13 protein-coding genes and 1 pseudogene are annotated in these 20,650 nt (G+C 69.4%); 4 read left to right on the forward strand and 10 right to left on the reverse strand.

Features of this window, described 5'->3' with window-relative positions:
* Positions 1 to 268, reverse strand: a pseudogene (locus AC1D01_RS00345) (energy transducer TonB); the annotation flags it as partial.
* Positions 269 to 487: 219 nt separating this feature from the next.
* Here AC1D01_RS00345 and AC1D01_RS00350 point away from each other — a divergent pair.
* Complete coding sequence (locus tag AC1D01_RS00350) at positions 488 to 1,054, forward strand: RHS repeat-associated core domain-containing protein (protein WP_477864130.1); 567 nt, start codon at positions 488 to 490, stop codon at positions 1,052 to 1,054.
* 4 nt (positions 1,055 to 1,058) lie between these two features.
* On the forward strand, positions 1,059 to 1,655 hold the full coding sequence (locus AC1D01_RS00355; RefSeq protein WP_477864131.1) for a hypothetical protein: 597 nt from the start codon (positions 1,059 to 1,061) through the stop codon (positions 1,653 to 1,655).
* A gap of 178 nt (positions 1,656 to 1,833) precedes the next feature.
* Here AC1D01_RS00355 and AC1D01_RS00360 read toward each other — a convergent pair whose 3' ends face one another.
* Complete coding sequence (locus AC1D01_RS00360; RefSeq protein WP_477864132.1) at positions 1,834 to 5,001, reverse strand: S8 family peptidase; 3,168 nt, start codon at positions 4,999 to 5,001, stop codon at positions 1,834 to 1,836.
* Between the two features lie 256 nt (positions 5,002 to 5,257).
* Between AC1D01_RS00360 and AC1D01_RS00365 the strand changes: the two genes are divergently transcribed.
* Positions 5,258 to 5,617, forward strand: coding sequence for a phage holin family protein (locus AC1D01_RS00365; RefSeq protein WP_477864133.1), 360 nt, complete (start codon positions 5,258 to 5,260; stop codon positions 5,615 to 5,617).
* Positions 5,618 to 5,626: 9 nt separating this feature from the next.
* Here AC1D01_RS00365 and AC1D01_RS00370 read toward each other — a convergent pair whose 3' ends face one another.
* From AC1D01_RS00370 to AC1D01_RS00400, 7 genes are all read right to left on the reverse strand, one after another.
* Positions 5,627 to 6,226 carry a hypothetical protein gene (locus tag AC1D01_RS00370; protein ID WP_477864134.1) on the reverse strand — a complete coding sequence of 200 codons (600 nt, stop codon included), beginning with the start codon at positions 6,224 to 6,226 and terminating at the stop codon, positions 5,627 to 5,629.
* Between the two features lie 177 nt (positions 6,227 to 6,403).
* Positions 6,404 to 7,183 carry a hypothetical protein gene (locus tag AC1D01_RS00375; RefSeq protein ID WP_477864135.1) on the reverse strand — a complete coding sequence of 260 codons (780 nt, stop codon included), beginning with the start codon at positions 7,181 to 7,183 and terminating at the stop codon, positions 6,404 to 6,406.
* A gap of 145 nt (positions 7,184 to 7,328) precedes the next feature.
* Positions 7,329 to 8,546: an alanine transaminase gene (gene alaC, locus AC1D01_RS00380; protein WP_477864136.1), complete on the reverse strand. Its 1,218-nt coding sequence runs from the start codon at positions 8,544 to 8,546 to the stop codon at positions 7,329 to 7,331.
* A 109-nt stretch (positions 8,547 to 8,655) separates the two neighbouring features.
* Positions 8,656 to 9,162: a hypothetical protein gene (locus AC1D01_RS00385; protein WP_477864137.1), complete on the reverse strand. Its 507-nt coding sequence runs from the start codon at positions 9,160 to 9,162 to the stop codon at positions 8,656 to 8,658.
* 102 nt (positions 9,163 to 9,264) lie between these two features.
* Positions 9,265 to 11,394: a penicillin-binding protein 1C gene (gene pbpC / locus AC1D01_RS00390; protein WP_477864138.1), complete on the reverse strand. Its 2,130-nt coding sequence runs from the start codon at positions 11,392 to 11,394 to the stop codon at positions 9,265 to 9,267.
* The gene (locus tag AC1D01_RS00395; protein ID WP_477864139.1) at positions 11,391 to 17,255 is read right to left on the reverse strand and encodes an alpha-2-macroglobulin family protein; all 5,865 of its coding nucleotides are present in this window, start codon (positions 17,253 to 17,255) and stop codon (positions 11,391 to 11,393) included. Before AC1D01_RS00395 ends, pbpC begins: the two co-directional genes overlap by 4 nt.
* 69 nt (positions 17,256 to 17,324) lie before the next feature.
* On the reverse strand, positions 17,325 to 18,914 hold the full coding sequence (locus tag AC1D01_RS00400) for a M48 family metalloprotease (protein ID WP_477864140.1): 1,590 nt from the start codon (positions 18,912 to 18,914) through the stop codon (positions 17,325 to 17,327).
* Positions 18,915 to 18,987: 73 nt separating this feature from the next.
* On the opposite strand from AC1D01_RS00400, the gene moaC reads away from it, so the two are divergent.
* Positions 18,988 to 19,503, forward strand: coding sequence for a cyclic pyranopterin monophosphate synthase MoaC (gene moaC / locus AC1D01_RS00405; RefSeq protein WP_477864141.1), 516 nt, complete (start codon positions 18,988 to 18,990; stop codon positions 19,501 to 19,503).
* Positions 19,504 to 19,510: 7 nt separating this feature from the next.
* Here moaC and AC1D01_RS00410 read toward each other — a convergent pair whose 3' ends face one another.
* Positions 19,511 to 20,638, reverse strand: coding sequence for an MraY family glycosyltransferase (locus AC1D01_RS00410; protein ID WP_477864142.1), 1,128 nt, complete (start codon positions 20,636 to 20,638; stop codon positions 19,511 to 19,513).
* Positions 20,639 to 20,650 lie beyond the last annotated feature (12 nt).

A 20,650-nucleotide genomic window follows, 5' to 3' on the forward strand; every position in this document is an offset into this window, starting at 1 on the left:
TGACCGGCTTGACGGGCGGGGGCGGTGGAGCGGGCGGCGTGGGCGGTGCCGGCGGCGCCATCAGGTTGACGAAGATCGGCGCGGCCTGCACGACGGCCTCGCGCACCGCGGGCACCTGCAGGATCGCCCAGCCGGCACCCAGGTGCAACGCGGCGATGCCGGCGACGACGGCACGCAGCTGCCCCGGCGACAGCCCGTCGGTGCGCACCGGCCGGCGGCTGAGCGGCGGCAACGGCGGATGCGTCGCGGAGACGGGAACGGCGGCCATGGTGGGGGTGGGTGCGGCGAGGGGCAACTTCAAACAACTTCAAAAACTTTAACATAAACAAGAATGATTCTCATTGTGTTGCGTTGAACGCGTTCGACTCGCAGGGGATGCAGTTCATTGCGTGAGGGTTCACGAGTGGGTCATCTGCACCGATTGAGATGTGCTTTCGAGCTTCCTAGACTGCGCCGCAGTCTCATCACTCCATCAGGACGTCCTGTCATGAAAATCCTTTGCAACGGGCTGTTGACCGTCGGGCTGTGCGTGCTCGCCGAGGCCGCTTTCGCCGGTCGCATCGCCGAGCCCTTCCCCAGGAACCCCTATAGCTATGTCGACGGCAATCCCCTCAGCTTCATCGACCCGAACGGCCTAGATCGCTGGGGCGTCGGGAGCGGTCTTGGCATCGTCTACACGCAGATGTCGCTGGGCCGCAGCGTCTACTACGATGCTGCCTCCGGCGAGTCGTTCGTCTTCGAGACACGCAACGCGGTCACAAGCAACTCCTTGCCGGGAGCTGCCGACCCCTACTCCGGGCTGGTGACGTTCTGTCAATCCGGACAGCTTGGTGATGCCTACGGCACGGCAAAGATGCGAACCACGGATCCTCGCTCCCGATGGATCCACGGAGGTGGAACCGGAACGGCCGATCCTTACTCGCCCCGGCAAGGATGGGTCCCGACCAATGGGTGCACGAGGGGGCAGAACGTGGATGTCGAAAGTTTGTGCACCAGCATCCAGCTCTTCAGGATGCGGTATCCCGAGGGCACGATCTTGTATCGCCGAGACTGAAGGAATGAACCGCAGATTCTTCCTGGCGGCACTGCAGATGGTGGCCTCGGTGATCATCATGCCGTCCTGGGCGGCACCCGCACCTGACCAAGGCTCGTGCCTGGCCGGCCTGTGCATTGAAGACAGGTCGGCCACCGAGCCCACCGTCGTCCGCCAGCTCGGCCATGGAGCGGTGAGCATTGGGGAAGCAGGGGCGCGAACTCACTGCTACGTCGACGCCAAAGCCGGTGTGTGGGCGGAGTTCGGCTTCGAGGACCATCCGTCGAGATGGAGCCGGCCGACACTCAACAGCATCATGCTGACCACCACACCGCTGTGCACTCCTGAAAATCAGCGGCGCGCACCGGATTTCGGGCGTCGGCTGGGAGGTATTGCCATCGGCTGGCCCGAAGCTGCTGTCGTTGAACGCCTGGGGCAACCGTTTCGCGTTGACGACCTGAAGGAGATGGATCGTCGCCATCACACCGTGATCGCACGGCGCAAGAGGTCCGACTTCGGCGAGATCGCCTATGTCTATGCCGACCCAGCCACGCTCAGGTTCCTCTTCGTCTTTCTCGAGAACGGCGTCGTCAAGACGCTCTGGTTCGCCGAGACGGAATGATGAGCGGCGAGGCATCGCCGATGGAACTGCTCTCGATCAAGGCAGAGCCCTTGTTCATGCAGAAGGCCGAGGGCGACAGCGTCCGTTTCTGCCGCTGAAACGGAAGCGGGCCGCACAAGGCGGCCCGTCAGAGGTGTCAGGAGCCCCGCCTTTCGGCAAGGCCCTGCAAGTCAGATCATCACTTCGCGACGATCACCTGGGCCTCGGTGCCGGCCTCGCGGCGCAGCATCACCAGGAACCCGGTCTGCGACGGCGACGCCGTCGCGCCGCCCACCGGCGTCAGCGTGTCCACGCGCTGGATGCGCAGGCTGCGCACGATGCCGCTGCTGTCGCCGTTGACCGCGTAGCGCGGCTTGGCCGGCGTGAAGGTCATCTTGTCGAACGCATCGGTCACGTTGCCGCTGTAGTAGTTGTCGTAGCCGATCGCGGTGAAGTCGAACTGCTGGTCCGGCGTCAGGCCCAGTGCCGCGAGCGGCACCGTCATGATCATGTTCGCCGAGTTGAAGTCCGCATCCGCGTAGTAGAAGGCGCCTCCCGCGCCGGTCGCCAGGTTCACGACGTTGATCAGGTTGATGCCGGTCGCACCGAACCCGCCCTGCTCCGCGTTGTAGACCGCGAAGTCCGGCACGCCGTCGCGGTCGACGTCGATGTCGACCTCGAAGCCCGCCGGGTAGTTCGGCGTCGCGCGCCGCCCGAAGCTGCTCAGCGCGAACTGCAGCGCCCCCGCATCGGCCACGTAGCGCACGCCGATCGCACGCATGTCGATGAACGCGAAGTTGTCGCCCGGCTTCGGCAGCTCGGCCGGGTCGGCCTTCTTGCTGGTGCCGGTGAGCGCGAAGATGTCGAACTCGCTGTCGGCCGCGCCGATGTTGCCCATCAGGATGATGCCGCCCGGCCAGTTCGGGCGCACCGCCGCCACCGCGAGGTTCTGCGCCGCCTTGCGCGGCAGGATGTGCCACGGCACGCTCAGCAGCTCGGTGCCGGCCGTGAGCGTCAGGTAGCCGTCGTACTCCGGTGCGTCGAACAGGTCGCCGCTGCCGCCTTGCGCGCCGGCCTCCAGCGTCCAGTCGGGCAGCTTGGCGGGGTTCACGCGCAGCTTCACGGTGATCGTCTGGCGGCCTCCCGCCGCGACCTTCACCGAGCTCGGCGCCGAGATCGTCACCGCGCCGCTGGCCTGGTCGTCGGCGAAGCGGAAGGCGCTCTTGATCGAGAAGGTCTTGGCCGTGGTGCCGAAGTTCTCGACCACCAGCTTCTTCTCGTACTCGGCCGGGGCCGACACCTCCTGCGCACCGAACGACAGCGCCGCCGACAGCGAGCCCGGCTCATAGGCGATGGCATTCAAGGCCAGCGCCTTGTTGACCCGCACCTCGCCCGCGCCGATGCGCGTGATCGGCGCCAGCACGCCCGGCAGCAGCGCCGGGTTGGTGTAGATCTGGTTCATCGCGCTGTTCATCAGCATCGCCTTGATCTGCAGCGGYGTGCGCGCCGGGTACTTGCCGATCAGGATCGCCGCGGAGCCCGCGATCATCGGCGTCGCGCCCGAGGTGCCGCCGAAGGCTTCCTCCTCGGTCCCGCCACCGGCCACCGCCGACACCGAGGCGCCGGGCGCGCCGATCTCGGGCTTGATGGTCTGGTAGCTGATGCTCGGGCCGCGCGCCGAGGTGCTGGCCATGCTGCCGATCAGCGGCACCTTGGTGCCGTCGCTGACCGTCACGTTGACCGGTGCCGCGATGTTGGCCTTGATCTTGTTCGACGTGGACTGCGTGATCACCAGCGTCGGCACGAAGTGGGTGCCGCCGCCGTTGCTGAACGACACCGCGTCGCCCGGGGCGACCAGGCCGAGCAGCACGCCGGTGGCACCGGCCGCGCCGGCCGCATCCACCTTCAGGCTGATCGAGCAGGCGCCGCGGTCGACCAGCGCCACCTTGCCGGCCGGGTTGGCCAGCAGCGCCTCGCCCGGGCAGGCGGTGCCGACGAACACCACGTCGCCGCTGAAGCCGCCGGCGATCGGCGCCCAGTCGACCGTCGCGGTGTTGCCGTAGGTGCCGGCGATCGAGGCCGGCGAGTTGATCTTCAGGCCGAAGGCGACGGCGCTCGGCACCTGCGTCTGCGCGACGCTGATGGCCCCCGGGGCGATCGACGGCGAGCTGACGATGTACGGCTTGTTCGCCGAGTTGCCGGCCGCGACTACCGCCACGATGCCGGCATCGACCGCGGTCGAGATGGCCTCGGTGGAGTCGTCGATGTTCTGGCCGTAGTCGGAGCCGAGCGACAGGTTCATCACGTCGACCGCGTCGGACGGGTCGCCGTCGCCGTTCGGGTCGATCGACCAGTCGATCGCCTTCAGGATCGCGACGCCGTTGCAGCTGGTCGCCACCGCGCTGCACACGCGCAGTGCCAGCAGCTGGGCGCCGGGGGCGACGCCCTTGTGGGTGCCGTCCAGGCTCTTGCCGCCGATGATGTCGGCGACGTGCGTGCCATGGCCCTGGAAGTCGATCGGGTTCGGGTCTTCGGTGCGCGGGCCGTTCGGCCACACGTCACCGACGAAGTCGAAGCCGCCGACCACCTTGCTGGTCGGGAAGACGCTCGGGTCGATGGTGGTGTTGCGCGGATCGCTCGGGTCGGTGCCGTAGGCCTTCAGGTAGGCCTCGGGCGTGCCGGCCCCACCCAGGTTGCGGTGCGTGTAGTCGATGCCCGAATCGAGCACCGCCACGCGCACCCCGGTGCCGTCGGCCCCGGCCTGCTGCGCCGCGGTGGCGCCGATGTACGGCACCGTCTCGGCGAGGCTCATCTCGTAGTGGTTGACGCGGCGCACCTTGGCGACGCCCGGCAGCGCGGCGATGGCCTTCAGCTGCGAGGCGTCGACGCGCACGGCGATGGCGTTGTGCGCCATGTGGACGCGGCCGAGTTCCTGGGCGCCGAGCGTGGAGAGGCTGGCCTGCAGCGCATCCTGGTGCGACAGCACGCTCTTGCGGTGCGCGGCCAGCGCCTCGCGCGTGGCCTGCGGCGCTTCGCGCAGCGTCTTCACGCTGAGCGTGCGTTCGGTGGTCGATGCGGCAACGGCGAGCTGCGCGGCGGCAGCGGCCACCGGCGCGTCGGTGAGCGTCACCCACACGTCGACCGAGCCGGTCGCCTTCGACAGGCGCGTATCGACCACGTCGACACGGCCACCGGGCAGCGCGGTCTGCTGCACGGTGCGCACCGGAGCGTCGGCAAGCGGCGCATCCGCGGCGGCCGAGGTATCGGGCGCACCGTCACTGCCGCTGCCGCCTCCGCCGCCGCAGGCGGCCAGGACGAGCGCGGCAACGACCGCCAGCCCGGACTTCCAGGAAATTCGGATAGACACGAGACACTCCTTGTGGGGCACGTCCACCCGATCCGTCCGACTGCCTGCAAGCAGGACCGGGACAGCGCAGTACACGGGTGCGTGCAACTGCGCTGTGCGTGGGGTTGATGGGAAGCTGGATGCTCGGTGGCGCAGCTTCGGTGTGTCAAGGCGTGACATTTCCTTCCCCCTAACCCTGGGGGGAGCGGAAAACCCTGGGTCGTCGGACCACATCGGAGGAGCTCCGGCGCGCGGGGGCGCAGGTATGCTCGCGCGGATGAAGACCCTCCTCCGCTGGCTCCTGCTCGCCGCCGCGTTGCTGCTGGTGGCCCACCTCTACCCCGGCGTCACGGTGACCAGCTTCGGCTCGGCGATGCTGGCCGCGCTGGTGCTGGGCCTGCTGAACGCGCTGCTGCGACCGATCCTGGTGCTGCTGACACTGCCGGTCACCGTGCTGACGCTCGGGCTGTTCCTGTTCGTGATCAACGCGCTGATGTTCTATTTCGCGGCGCAGCTGCTCAGCGGCCTGGCGGTCGCCGGCTTCTTCGCGGCCTTGATCGGGTCGTTGATCTACAGCTTGTGCGGGGTGGTGATCGATGCCGCTCTGGAGGCGGTCTTCAACTCTCGAGGCAACTGATTCAGAAGGTCAGGCCAGCCGGTTGCGAGTGAAGTCGTTCACCAGTTTGGCAAAGCCCTCGTCGCCGATGTCGTCCGGCCTGAATGTGACCGTTCGCGTCGTCGTCGGATTCTCGGTCGGAGCCGAGGTTGCTGACGCCGTGGTCTGCGCAGGCACTGTCGTGGCGGGGGCGGCAAGTTCGGACGTCAGGTCCGTCGACGTGGCAATGGTCGATTGACGAATCGTTGGCGGCGCAGCTGCCAAGGCCCGCCTGACCCCGGATACGCCGCCCGCAACGGCTCGACTTGCTCCATTCACGAGTTTCCAGCCGGGGGCCAGGACCAGATCGCGAGCCGGTTTGCCATCGAAGAGGTAGGTGCTCTTGCCGTACCGATCCGTGTTCTTCGACAGGCGATCAACGAATGACTGGATGGCCCTCTTCGCGCCGGTCGGCATGCGCCGTTCACGCAAGCGGTGAAATGCCTCGGCAGCGCAAATGGCCGCACCCCTCCGCTGCACCGCGAAGACCGGGCGCAGGTTCTTGGCAAGCGTGCTCTTGGCGGGACCGGCCCCACTCAGAGCGCCCAAGCTCCCTTTGAAGACCTTTGCAATGAATTTCAGACTCGGCATGGAAACCTCCGCAGGCAACGAAACGGCCAGGCCGCAGCCTTGCACCATGCAAACGCCCGTCGCCTTGAAACTCGTTCGCACGGGCCTTGAGTAACCAGCGAGCCACTCCGGTTCCACTGCCCCGCCTCTGACCTTCGTCAGGCGCCGGGCCTCGGGCACGTTGCCCTCCGAGGCCTGTCACAGCTGCGTGAGCAGATAGAGGCTGTGCTTGAGCTCGGCCATCTCGCTTTGCAGCCTGCCGGACGCCACCGGATCGAAGAAGTGGGACCACACCAGGTCGGCATGTGTCGAGACCAGCGGCCACACCGGTGACATGGTCCGGCCCTGCTCCTCGCACTTGACGCACTCCAGGTGATAGTGGAGATCGACTTCGTGGCACATCAGATCGTAGGCCTGAGGTTGACGGCACGTCAGCATCACGAAGAAGGCCTCCGGCAGCGATTCGTAGCGCGGTTCGTACGACTCGGGGGCTTGATAACCCTCGCGCCGATGCAGACCCGAGGGGGCCCTGTCGTCGGGTCGTTCAGGGGTCGAGTCAGCCCGGGCTTGCCGCGATCCATCGACTTTGCCCTTGGCCTCCAACTCGAACGTGCTGTCCAGGCGCTGTGCCTCGGCGTTGATCGCCGTCGAGGCCTCTGCGAAGGACGACCCGGCCGATACGATCTTGCGCAGCTTCGTCACAGCCGAACCCGCTGCATCGGCAGTCTTGCCGGCGGCCGAGCAACCTGCTTCGAGGGCCGCGCCGGCCGCCTTCGCGACGCCTTGGCCACACTCTTGCCAAACATTTCCCGCATCCCGAACCGCGTCCGTCACGGCTTCAAGCATCTTGTGCGCTTTGCTCCGGGCCTTCGCGAACGGTTGGCGGAAGTCGGCAAGTCTTGACGGCTTTCGGTCCGGCTCGACACCGTATGCGTCGGAAGGGCACTCGAATGTTCTCGGGGTGGTGAAGGTGCTCACACTGTGCATTGATGTCTCCCAACAAGTGGCTCAGGGACCGCATGCACGCCACGCTACGCGGCGCGCCCGACCCGCAGGGGTCGTCCCCGAGACCGTCTGAGTAACCACGGCGCCGAAGCCGTTCCAGGCCCGGCGCAGACGTTCGTCAGGTTGTTCGCAGCAGCTCCACCCCATCCGCCTTGAACATGGCCTTGACCCCCCGCACCGCCTGCCGGATGCGCGCCTCGTTCTCGATCAGCGCGAAGCGCACGTGGTCATCCCCGTGGTCGCCGAAGCCGATACCGGGCGACACCGAGACCTTGGCCTTCGCGAGCATCTGCTTGGCGAACTCCAGCGAGCCGAGCGCGCGGTACGGCTCGGGGATGCGCGCCCAGATGTACATCGAGGCCTTCGGCGACTCGACCATCCAGCCGGCCTCGTGCAGGCCCTTCACCAGCACGTCGCGGCGGCGCTGGTACTGCGCGGCGATGTCCTTCACGCACTGCTGGTCGCCCTCCAGCGCTGCGATCGCCGCCACCTGCAGCGGCGTGAAGGTGCCGTAGTCGTGGTACGCCTTGATGCGCGCGAGGGCCGCCACCAGGTCGCGGTTGCCGACCATGAAGCCGACGCGCCAGCCGGCCATGTTGTAGCTCTTCGACAGCGTGAAGAACTCGACCGCGATCTCCTTGGCGCCCGGCACCTGCATGATCGACGGCGCCTTCCAGCCGTCGAACACGATGTCGGCGTAGGCCAGGTCGTGCACCACGAAGATGTCGTGCTTGCGCGCGAGCGCCACCACGCGCTCGAAGAAATCGAGCTCGACGCACTGCGCCGTCGGGTTGCTCGGGAAGCCCAGCACCATCATCTTCGGCTTCGGGTAGCTGCCGCGGATCGCGCGCTCCAGCTCGGCGAAGAAGTCGACGCCCGGCACCAGCGGCACCGAGCGGATGTCGGCCCCGGCGATCACCGCGCCGTAGATGTGGATCGGGTAGCTCGGGTCGGGCACCAGCACGGTGTCGCCGCGGTCCAGCGTCGCGAGCATCAGGTGCGACAGGCCCTCCTTCGAGCMGATCGTCACGATGGCCTCGCTGTCGGGATCGATCGCGACGCCGTAGCGGTCCTGGTACCAGTGCGAGATCGCGCGGCGCAGGCGCGGAATGCCCTTCGACGTGGAGTAGCCGTGCGTGTCGGGCCGCTGCGCCACCTCGGCGAGCTTCGCGACGATGTGCGCCGGCGTGGCACCGTCAGGGTTGCCCATGCTCATGTCGATGATGTCTTCGCCGCGCCGTCGCGCAGCGGCGCGCAGCTCGGCAGTGATGTTGAAGACGTAGGGGGGAAGGCGGTCGATGCGCGCAAAGCGGCGCTGGCCTGCAGACGAGGACATGGAGGAAGACTTTCACGTGAGCGCCCGGAACCGTCCGAGCGACGTGAGCCGCGTGAGGCGGCCCGGCGGGGATGGTAACCGGGCCGGGTGCGACATCGCGCGGCGATCCCTAGTAGATGCCGCGATGTTTCAGGCTTTCCATCGCTGCCTCTCGCCTCTCCTGCAAATCTACGATTTCAGTGCGCATGTTGCGCAACACGCGCTCAAGCCGTGGCTTGCTGAATTCACGCCGATCCGCTGCCGCCGCACTCATCTCATTCAGCGCTTCCCGGAAAGGCTTGATGCATTTTCGGATTGCGCGGTTCTCGCCAATCAACTCGATGTACGCGAGAAGGGCCTTGAGCGCACTCTTCGGTCCTTTGCCTTCTTCACCCATGAGTTTCTCGGCGCAATCGAGACCGCGAATCAGCAACGCGGTCGCAGGCTGGTTGGCGAAGGCTTTTCGGGTTGTCCGGGTGATGTTGTATGGGTGCTGCCCAGCGTAGAGCCTCACTCCGGTGCAAGTTCGCGCGTTCTCTCTGGATTTCTGCATGTTCCCGGCCGCATCATTTCGATGCTCTGTTTCCTTCGGCAACCTGTCTCGTTTCGAAGTCGCCCAAAACACTTTCCTCAGCATGCTTGCTCCTCAGCCCGCCAGCACAGACCCACGTCCGTCACGTCCGTCACGTCCCTGAGTAACAGCACCCCTCCCCCGAGTTCCCTGACCGCAACCGGGCCTTCAACGCCGGCGCGGCTTCACACCAGCGTTGTCGGTTCGCACATCCGCCCCCCGCACCTCGAACCTCACCATCTGCAGCAGCACTCCATCGCGCCCCGTCAGCTTCAGCTCATGCCGCCCCGGCCACGGCGCCCAGTGCAGCCGCTCGCCCTGCCCCAGCGCCTTGCCGTCCATCCACCAGGTGCCGGCCTCGCCTTCCAGCACGATGCGCTGCGCGGCGGGCGGCATGTCGGGGTCGATCGCGAAGATGCTGCCGTCGCGCGGGCTGGCGATGCCGAAGCGCTGCGCGCCGCGCACCTGCCTGCTCGCGCTCCACAGCGCCTGCTCGGTGCCAGCGACGAACACGTCGTCGCGCGCCGCCTCGCGCTGGTCGTCGAAGCGGATCGCCATCGGCACCACGCCCGCCGGCACTGCCGGCCGCTTCGACGGCGCGCCGTCATGCAGCACGCGCACCAGCGCTTGCCACACCGGCGCGGCGCCGCTGACACCGCTCACGTCGTGCATCGCCTCGCCGCTCGCGTTGCCGACCCACACGCCGACGGTGTAGCGGTCGGTGTAGCCGACGCACCAGTTGTCGCGCATGTCCTTGCTGGTGCCGGTCTTCACCGCGGCGAAACCCTTCGTGACCAGGCTGCTGTCCAGCCCGAAGGTGCGGGCACGCGCCGCGTTGTCAGCCAGGATGTCGGTGACGAGCCAGCTGGCGGCCGCACTCGCCACGCGCTTCGGCACCGCCGCCGCACCGTGCAACGTGGGTGGCGAGAACAGCCCGCCATTCGCCAGCGCCCGGTACGCGTTCGTCAGCGCCAGCAGGCTCACATCTGCGCTGCCGAGCGCCAGCGAATGCCCGTAGAAGCCGCCGCTCTCGGGCAGCGCCAGGCCCAGCGCGTTCAGCCGTTCGACCAGCGCATCGGGCCCGAGCATCGCACCCACCCGCACCGCCGGCACGTTCAGGCTCGCACCGAGCGCGGTGCGCGCGCTGACCCAGCCCTTGAACGCATGGTCGTAGTTCTGCGGCAGGTACAGGCCGTTGGTCGTCGCGAGCTGCGCGGGCGAATCGTCGAGCAGGCTGGCCGGCGTGATCAGCCGGCGCTCGAAGGCCAGTTCGTAGACGAAGGGCTTCAGCGTCGAGCCCGGCTGGCGTCGCGCCAGCACGCCGTCGACCTGCGCCGCATCCGAGAAACTGCCGCTGGAGCCGACCCAGGCCCGCACCTCGCCACTCGCGTTGTCGAGCACGACGATCGCGCCGTCTTCGACGTTGCGGCCCGACAGCTCGGCCAGCTGCCGCCGCAGCGTGCCGACGGCGAAACGCTGCAGCCGCGCATCGAGCGTCGTGCGCTGCACCATCGCTTGCGTCGACCCCTCACCCACCACCTGCCGCGCGAAATGCGGCGCGAGCTGCTCGCCGAGCGGCATGCCGCCCTGGCGCAGCAGCGCGGTCTGCGCGAGCGCGGTGACGCCCTTGCAATCGAGCTTCTGCAGCTGCAACACACCGCAGGCGCGCTGCGCGACGACGGCCGGCGTCGCGTTCGGCCCGCGCAACAGCGCTGCCGCGATCGCCGACTCGTCGACATCCAGCCCGCCAGGGTGCTTRCCGAACAGCGTCTGCGACAGCGCATCGATGCCGACCACCTCGCCGCGGAACGCGACCCGGTTCAGGTAGGCCTCGAGGATCTCGCTCTTCTTCCAGCGCGCATCGAGCCGCGTCGCGGTGACGGCCTGGCCGAGCTTCTGCGCGACACTGCGCCCGCCGACCGGCCGCGCCAGGTCGTCGTCGAGCAGGCCGGCCAGCTGCATCGTCAGCGTCGATGCGCCGCGCGTGCGGGTGTTCCACACGTTGGCCCACGCGCTCTTCGCGACCGCACCCCAGTCGATGCCGCTGTGCTCGTAGAAGCGCCGATCCTCGCTGAGTACGATGGCCTGCAGCAGTGCGGGCGAAACCTCCTGCAGCGGCACCCAGGCCAGCCGGCGCGCGCTCTTGTCGACGCGCACCGTCTGCAGCGGCGTGYCGTCGCGGGCGAGCAGCGTCACGTCGGACGGCTTCCACGCCGACTTCACGTCGTTGAAAGTCGGCAGCGCCTGCGCCGTCGTCGCTGCGAGCAGCAACAGTGAAGCGCAGGCCACCCACTTCACGGCGCGACCTCGATCGCCGCGTTCGGCAGCTCCCCGAAACTCTCCGGCGCGTACATCGCCTCGACGCGCGTCGGCGGCAGCGCAAAGCGGCCGGGGTTGTTCAGCCGCACGGTGTACTCGATCACATGCTTGCCGCGCGGCAGGTAGTCGAAGTAGCTGCGGAAGGCCTCGAAGCTGCGTTCCTCGAAGACGGGCCACGCCCCCTGTCGCTTCTCGCCCTGCGTCGCGATCGCGCTGTCGCGGCCGAGGCCCGAGCCGAGCAGCGTCGCGCCACCCGGCACCGGGTCGCTGACCACCACCCAGGTCATGTCCGACTGCGCGTCCACCTCGACCCGCACCCGCAGCACATCGCCGCGCGACCACTTGGATTTGTCCTTCTGCTCGACCGCGGTGACCGTGCGAGCGAGGCTGTAGCCGGCGCGGATCGGCTCCTTCAGCGGGATCGCCGCGAGGCTCTGCACCGTGAGCCACGGCTTGCCCGAGCCCTCCTGCGACACGCTCAGCGTGCCGGCCGCCTCGGGCCACGGCAGTTTCACGCTGCCGCCGTCGGCCGACTTGCCCCAGTCGATCGCGACCGTCGCACCCCCGGTGCCGGCCACCGTGCGCCCGGCCACCTTCGCCGATTCGAACTTCGCCGAGAACTTGTCGAGCGCCAGCGAGCCCCACAGGTTGGCCGTCGTCGTGAGCCAGGCGCCGCCGCGCTGCCGGCCGAGGCTGCCGACCACCATGCGCGGCAGGTCGTCGCGCCAGGCCGGGTCGTCGAGCACCGCGAGGATCAGCCGCGCCGCATTGGCATCGGCGCTGTCCATCAGCCACCACCAGAAGTCGTCGCCCTCGTTGCTGAAGCGCAGCGTCGTGCCGGCATAGGTCAGCCGGCTGCGCAGGATCTGCTGCACTTCGTCCAGCCGCTTGGCCTGCTCGGGCACGCCCTGCACGCGGCGCAGGATGCCGAGCCAGTCGATCACCGCCGCGGTCGGCCACTGGTTCGGCGTGAGGTTCACCGAGCCGAGCATCTTCGGCTGCGCGCGGCCGTAGCGCGACAGGGCCTCGATCGCGGCGAGCTTGCGCACGTCCAGGTCGGCCCGCGGCGACCAGAACTTGCGCTCGATGCGGCCCTCGACGAACGCGGTCAGCCCGTCCAGCATGCTGTCGCGCGCGGCCGGCGGCAGCTCGAAGCCGGCCTCGTTCGTCGCGGCGAGCACGTAGGCGGTGAGCCGGTCGCTGCCGCGCGGGCCATCTTCGGCGCGCGGCGGGAAGTAGCTCGCGAGCCCGTCGCTGTCGAGGTAGGTCGGCAGCGCGTTCGCGACGCCGGCCCACAACTTCGCGTCCTTCAGGCCCACCGACTTCGAGGTCTTCTGCTCGAGGCAGATGAACGGGTAGGTCTCGAAGTAGCGGCGGATGCCGGGCAGCGCGCCGGTCAGCTTCGGCTGCACGCCGACGTTCAGGCCGCCGCGCTTGGTGCCGCTCGCCGGCAGCGCATCGGCCGGCGCAGCGACCGGTAGCGTGAACGGGCCGTCGAGCTGCGACAGCGTCGCCTGCAGCACGCGCACCGGCACCGCGGCGCTGACGAGCTGCGTGAGCTTCAGGCGGTCCCTCGCCTTGTCGCTGCCGGCGAGCTCCTCGGCACCGGCCTCCCACGCGATGCTGAACACCTCGGCCGGCACGTCGACCGGCCAGCTCAGCTCCTTCGCGCCGCCGGCCGGCAGCACCGCCTCCTGCGGCGGCAGCTCGATCGGCGTGCGCACGATGTCGGCGCCGCGCTCGCCGCCGCTGTTCGCTGTGCCGGCGAGCGTGGCCCGCACCTTCATCTCGTGCGTGGTGGTGTTGCGCAGCGTCAGCATCGCGCTGAACCGGTCGCCGTCGCGCACCAGCGGCGGCAGGCCCGACAACACCTGCAAGTCCTGCGTCACGCGGATGCTGGTGCTGCCGCTGCCGAACTGCTGCACGCCGGCATCGGCCACCGCGACCAGCCGGAAGCTGGTCAGCGAATCGTTCAGCGGCACCTCGACCACCGCCTCGCCGTTGGCGTCCAGCGCCACCTGGGCCTTCCACAGCAGCAGCGTGTCGAACAGCTCGCGCGTCGCGTTCTTGCCGCCACCGCCGCCGGCCGCCACCGCCTTGCGGCCGTAGTGGCGCCGGCCGATGATCTCGCTCTGCCCGGTGGCGGTCTCCACGCCGAGCGCGCGCGGCTTCAGCATCGCGCCGAGCAGGTCCCACGAATCGTTCGGGCGCAGTGCCAGCAGGCCCTCGTCGACGGCGGCGAACGCCACCTCGGCATTGGCGAGCGGCTTGCCGTCGTGCAGCACCTTGATGCGCGCCTTCGCGGTCTGGCGCACCGCGTACTGCGGCTTGTCGGCCGTCACGCTCACGTCCAGCCGGTGCTCCTGCACGCCCACCTTCAGCGCCGCGATGCCGAGCTTGAAGGCCGGCTTCGACAGGTCGACCATCGCGGTCGGCGCCTGGTACTCGCGGCCCTCGTACCAGAACGAGCGCACCCAGTTCAGCGGCTCCTTCCAGCCCCAGCTGAAGAACGAATACCACGGCACCTCGCGGATGCGCCCGCGCAGCACCAGCACGTCGACATACACGTTCGGGCCCCAGGATTTCTCGATCTTCAGCTCGACCGTCGGGTCGTCGCCGCGCAGCGTCAGCACGCGCGTCGCGATCACGCCCTCGCGCTCGACGCTGACCAGCGCGGTCGCCTCGCGGAACGGCATGCGCACCTGCAGCCGCGCGGTCTCGCCGGGCTCGTAGCTCTTCTTCTCGGGCAGCACGTCGATGCGGTCGTCGTTGTCCTGCGCGAACCACAGCTCGCCCTGCTTCGTGACCCACACGCTGGCGGCCGATTCGGCGACATTGCCCGCCTTGTCGCTCGCCTTCGCGATCAGCTCGACCTGGCCGGCGTTCTCGAGCGCCGCATCGCACAGCAGCAGGCCGCGGTCGTCGGTGCTGCCGCTGCACACGGTGCCGAGCTCCTTGACCTCGGTGCGGTTGTCGTAGGCGTAGAAGCCGCCGACCATGCGCTTGCGCGTGCTGATCACCTGCGACAGCCGGCCCCGCACCTCGACCGCCTGGCCCTTCAGCGGCTTGCCGGCGGTGTCCAGCGCCAGCACCTGCAGCTTCACCTGGCCCCGCGCGCTCGCCCACGAGCCGGTCTTCACCCCCAGCACGACGGCGCTCGGCCACAGCGCGACGGTGGTCGACGCGGTCTGCACCTCGCCGTTCGGATCGTTGAAGGTGACCTCGGTGACGAGCTCGCTCGGCCGCTTGATCGCGGGCAGGTCTTTCAGCGTGGCGCTGGCGGCGCCGTCGCGGTCGGTCGTCAGCGGCAGCTTGTCGGCGACCACCTTGCCGCTCGATTCGGGCGTGCCCTCGTCACCGTCGTCACCGCGCGCGGCCTGCTTCGGGTCGCGCGGCGGCTCGAAGCTGAACTCGTCGTAGCCCGCGAAGCCGCTCGCGCGGCTGCGCAGCAAGGCCGTCAGCCGGGCCGGCGCCTGCGCCATCCCGCCGCCGGCGAAGTAGTTCAGCTGCACGCCGATCGGCAGCTCCTTCGGCGCGACCGGCACCTCCTTCGGCCCGCTGACGCGCGCATCGACCAGCGGCAGCCGGAACTCCTCGACGCGGAAGCTGCCGGCCGACCAGCCGCTGCGCTCGCGGTCACCGCCGCCTTCGCGCTCCAGCGTCACGTCGTAGACGCCGAGCTTGGCGGCCGGCGGGATGTTCCAGCTCGAGGCCGCGCTGCGCGTGCCGTTCCAGCTCAAGGGCAGCGTCACTTCCTGCCCGCTGCCCTGGTGCACGATCTTCAGCCGCGTCGGCAGCCGCTCGGCCGGCACCGCGGCCAGGCCGCTGCTGGTCTCGCGGCGCATGAAGTGCTTCATCGACACCGTCTCGCCGGCGCGCAGCAGCGTGCGGTCGAACACCGTGTGCGCCTGCACGTCGGGCTGCGCATCGTGGCTGGTCGGGAAGCTGAAGCGCCAGGTCTCGATGCCCTTCTGCCAGCTGCTGAAGACGAAGGCGGTGTCGGTCAGGCCCTTCGGCGTCGGCTTGCGCGCGGTGACGAAGAAGCCGCTGTCGGCCGGGCACTCGCCGGCCCGCTCCAGCACCTGGTCGATGCGGGCCAGGCCGTTCGCATCGGTGCGGCCGGCCCACAGCCGCTGGCCACGGCAGTCGTTGACCGCAATGTCGGCGTCGGCCACCGGCTTGCCGCGGTCGAGCGTCGTGACCCAGACCACGCTGTTCTCGCGGCCGAGCTTGAAGTGCACGCCGAGGTTGGTGACCAGCACGCCGGCGCGCACGTACATCGGCGCCTTCTTGTCGAGCAGGGCTTCGCCGAGGCGGCGCGATTCGATCTCGACCACGTGGTAGCCGGGGTCGGGGATCGGGATGCCGACCACCTCGAACGGCCGCGGGTCGCCGCCGACGAGCTGCGGCAGGTCCATGCGCTTCACGTCGGCGCCGCCGTTCAGCAGCGACAGCTCGCGGGTCTCGACGACGCGCTCGTGGCGCACTTCCTTGCTGCGACCCTTGCCGTCGACGACGCGCTCGGTCTCGTAGTGCTGCGATGCCGGCAGGCCGGCCTCCTTCGCGGTGAGGCGGCTCTCGTGGTAGCGGGCGACGCGGGCATACCACTGCAGGATGTCGGCATCGGTGCGCAGCGTCTTGATGCGCACCGCGCCGCCGCCCGCGGCCGGCCGCAGGTCGCCCTGCACATGGCGCAGCGTGACCGGCAGCATCGCATCGGCATTCAGCTCGACGACGCCGAACGGTGCGGCGGCGAACTTCGCGATCGGCGGCGCGTCGCCGGTCGCGACCTTCAGCGGGAAGCTCGCGGCATTCGCGAGCGCGCGGCCCGAGCTGTCCTTCAGGTTGCGCGGCAGCTCGATCGTGAAGGCGCTGCGCTCGGGCAGCGGCATCGGGAAGCGCAGGCTGTCGACCTCGGCCGCCTTGTCGTCGGCATCGAACTCCGGCGCGATCGCCTTGCCCGAGGCCGGCTGCAGCCGGACCGCCGCCGCCAGCTCGCGCGGCAGCTGCGACGAGAAGCGCAGCGTCAGCGGGCGGATCGGCAGGCACGGTGCCTCGGCACGCTCGCGCTCGCAGCTGAACTCGGCGGTGAAGGCCTTGCGCACGCGGAAGTTCAGGCGCTGCTCGGTGCGCGTGACGATCTTCGGGTTGGCCTGCGCCGCGATGCCGGCGCCCCAGACCAGGCGCAACGCGGCGTCGGGCGGCAGCGGGCGCTGGCAGGTCAGCACGACGATGCGCTCGGCCTGCTTCTCGAGCTGGCGCGCCTTYAGGATCTCGTCGCGGACCGCGCCCGTCACCACCCGCACCGGCATGCGTTCGCCGATGCCGTCGACCTCGCAGGCCGCATGGGCGGCCACGGTGGCCTCGACGGCCGGGCCGGTCAGCCGCAGCACGAAATGCTGGTCTTCCTCGACCAGGTTGCCGGCGTACGGCTGGGTCGATTCGATGGCCGGGCCGCCGGTGCTGAACGTGAACTCGCTGCCGCCGGTCAGCGCGCCGTTCAGCGGCTTCCAGTCGGACTTCGCCTTCAGCGTGCAGCGCGTGCCGGGCGGCAACGCCTCGCGGAAGTCATACAGCCAGACGCGGTCGTTGGCCCAGCGGCCCGAGCCGGCGCGCGTGGCACCTTCGCACACCACGCCGAGCGGATCGGGCAGCCGCAGGTCGCCGAACGGCACCACCGCCTCGGAGAACTTCACCGTGACCTGGCGCACCTGCGCGACCTCGCCCTGCGGGCTGATCGACGTGATGGTGGCGGCGCGGGCCGGGCCGGGCGCTGCAGCCAGCACGGCAAGCAGCGCGAACGTGGCGGCGCCGAGGGCCCGGGCGATGGATCGTGGCATGCCGTCTCCTCCAGAAGTGCCGGGAGGATAAGCCACGCCGTGGCCGATTCCGATGGGGTCCGGTGGAGCTCAGCCTTCCTGGCGGCGTTCTTCTTCCATCTGGCGGCGGCGCTGGCCTTCGAGCTCGCGCAGCCGCGCATCGATGATCGATGCGTCGATGAAATCGACCTTGCCGCCCGGCGTGCGGGCCAGCCGCTGGCCGGCGCGCAGGCGGTCGACGGCGCCGGTCAGGTCGCCCACCGCATAGTGCGATTCGGCTTCGGCGCGCAGCGAACGCAGCTGCTGGCCGAGCTGCTCCCAGGTGCGGCTGAGCTGCTGCCAGGCGAGCGCGTCGCTCGGGTGCAGCGTGGTCCAGGTCTGCAGGTCGTCGGCGCTGCGCTTGACGGCCGGGTCGGTCTTCGGCGACGCCAGCGCCACCTGCGCCTGCAGCAGCAGCACCGCGCGCGACGGCGTGGCGCCGGCCTCGAGGTACGGCTTCAGCACCTGGCCGGCGCGCGCGCCGTCGCCACGCTCGGCCAGCGACTGCGCCTGCAGCATCACGACCTCGCGCTCGGCGACGGCATCGCTGCGCGGGCTGCCGCGCACCACGCCGAGCGCCACCTTCAGCGCCGCATCGGCGCGGGTCCAGTCGTGCAGCAGCGTCGACGCGAGCGCGCTCGCATAGGCGGCGTTCAGGCGATCGGCCACGCTGGCATCGGGCGCCACGCTGTCCTGCGACTGCCAGCGGCGCAGCGCGTCGATGCGGGTGTCCATCAGCACGCGGGCGCGCGCCTGCGCGGCCACGTGGGCGAGCACGCTGACCGGCGCCACCGGCGCGGCCGTGCCCAGGCGCTGGCGGGCGTCGCCGATGCGCTCGGTGGTGATCGGGTGGGTGCGCAGGTACGGGAAGCCACCGCTGTCGTTCAGGTGCGAGGCCTGGTCGAGCTTCTCGAACATCGCCGCCATGCCGCCGGGCGCGAAGCCGGCGCCGGTGAGCACGTTGAAGCCGACGCGGTCGGCCTCGCGCTCCATGTCGCGCGAGAAGTTCAGCTGGCCCTGCACCGACGCGGCCTGCGAGCCGGTGAAGATCGCGTTGGCGCCGTCGACGCGGTTGCTGCGGGTCGCGGCGATCACGCCGAGGATCATGCCGGCCAGGCCGATCAGCGACTGGCGCCGGCTGTTGACCATGCCGCGCGCGATGTGGCGCTGCGTGACGTGCGACATCTCGTGCGCGAGCACCGAGGCGAGTTCGTCGCGCGTGGCGGTCATCGCGATCAGGCCCAGGTGCACGCCGACGTAGCCGCCGGGCAGCGCGAACGCGTTGACGGTCTTGTCGCGCACCAGGAACGGCTCCCAGGCGAAGCGCTGGTCGGTCTCGGCACCGATGTTGCCCTGGGCGCGCGAGGCCGCCACCAGCGGCTGCCAGATCGATTGCAGGTACTCGACGAGGACGGGGTCGTCGAGGTAGTCGGGATCCTGTCGGATCGCCCGCATGATCTGGTCGCCCAGCCGGCGCTCGGTGCCGACGCTCAGGTCGTCGGAGATCGAATCGCCGAGCGCGGGCAGCGCGTTCTGCGTGGCCGGTGGGGGGGTGTCCTGCGCACGCACCCCGGCGCTGCCGATGAGCAGGGCCAGCGCGCACAGCGATGCGGTGAGGCGGGTGGAGCGTGAACGTGTCATCCGGTGGGGCACGAAGGCGAGGAGCGGCCGATCGCTATGATGCCAGCGCCACGTTGCCCGGATGTTTCCCTTCATGTCCAAGCCCCTTCCCCCAGCACAGTCCCAGCCCGCGAGCGGCCTGACCCATTTCGACGCGCAGGGGCAGGCGCACATGGTCGACGTGTCGGGCAAGGCCGAGACGCACCGCATCGCGCGCGCCGCCGGCGTGATCCGCATGCAGCCGGCCACGCTCGCGCTGATCCAGGGCGGCACGGCCAAGAAGGGCGACGTGATCGGCATCGCCCGCATCGCCGCCATCCAGGCCAGCAAGCGGACCGCCGAGCTCATCCCGCTGTGCCATCCGCTGCCGATCACCAAGGTCGCGGTGGAGTTCGAGATCGACGCGGCGGCGAGCCTGGTGCGCTGTACCGCGCAGGTCGAGACGCTCGGGCGCACCGGCGTCGAGATGGAGGCGCTGACGGCGGTGCAGGTCGGGCTGCTGACCGTCTACGACATGTGCAAGGCGGTCGACCGCGGGATGGTGATGGGGGAGATCCGGGTGCTGGAGAAGCACGGGGGGAAGTCGGGGGATTGGGTGGCGGCTGCTTGAGCCGGCGTCAGAAGTCGCGCCAGCGGCTGATCAGCCCGCCCTTCTTGGAACGGATCATCAGCGCGCGAGGTGCGCGAAACCGCACCAATCGGGCATACAGCCACACGTACAGCACGCAGAAGATCGCCGCGACGATCTGCAGTGCGAGGGTGTGGCGCCACAGCAGCGATGCCGGCAGGACGGCGAAGCTCGACAGCGCCCACAGATAGGGCGCTGTCAGGCTGTTGCGCAGCGTGAGGCTGGCGGCCTCCTGGCGCCCGACGGCCCAACGCACCAGCCGGCGAAAGATCAGCGTGTGCAGATGCAGGCCGTCCGGCAGGCCGGGGCTCGTGCCGCGCAGGAAACGTCGGCGCCACACCGAGAACACGGTCTCGAACACCGGGTACACGAACAGCACCAGCGCGTACCAGGCCGACACCTGCGGGTGCCGCGCCACCAGCAGGATCACCAGCACCGCCAGCAGATAGCCGACGAAATACGCGCCGCCGTCGCCCAGGAAGATCAGCCCGCGTGGCCAGTTCCAGACGAGGAATCCGACCAGGGCGCCGGTGGCGGCCAGCGCGGTGGCGACGATCAGCGGATCCCCCACCTGCAGGCCCACGTAAGCCAGCGACAGGAACATCGCGCTGGCCACCACGGCCGCCAGTCCGTTATAGCCATCAATGATGTTGATCGCGTTGGCCAGTCCGCCGACGGCCATCGTGCTCAGCAGCAGGCTCACGGCGTTATAGAGCAGCAGGGCATCGAGAAAGCCGATATCGACGCGCCGTACTTCCGCGCCGAGCCAGAAGAACGCGATGGCACCGCTCAGCATGGTCGCGAGCAGGCGCGGCAGCACGCCGACGCGCTTGGTCATGTCTTCGGCCAGGCCGGTCAGCAGCGCCGGCGCACCGGCCAGCAGCAGCAACGAAAAACTGCCCACCAACGCCGGAGCAGTGGCCGTCATCAACAGTGCCAGCCCGAGCATCGCCACCAGCAAGGCCAGGCCTCCGACGCGCGGCGTCGACACGGCGTGGAACTTCTGCACGCCGGTCCGGGTGTCGTCCCAAGGCAAGGATCCATGCCGACGCGAGACCCGGATAATGAGCCCGGATATGACGAATGAAATCAACAGCGCAACGACGAAACTGGTCATGGGTTTTGCGGG

It is taken from the genome of Rhizobacter sp. P3_B12 (genome assembly GCF_056402895.1).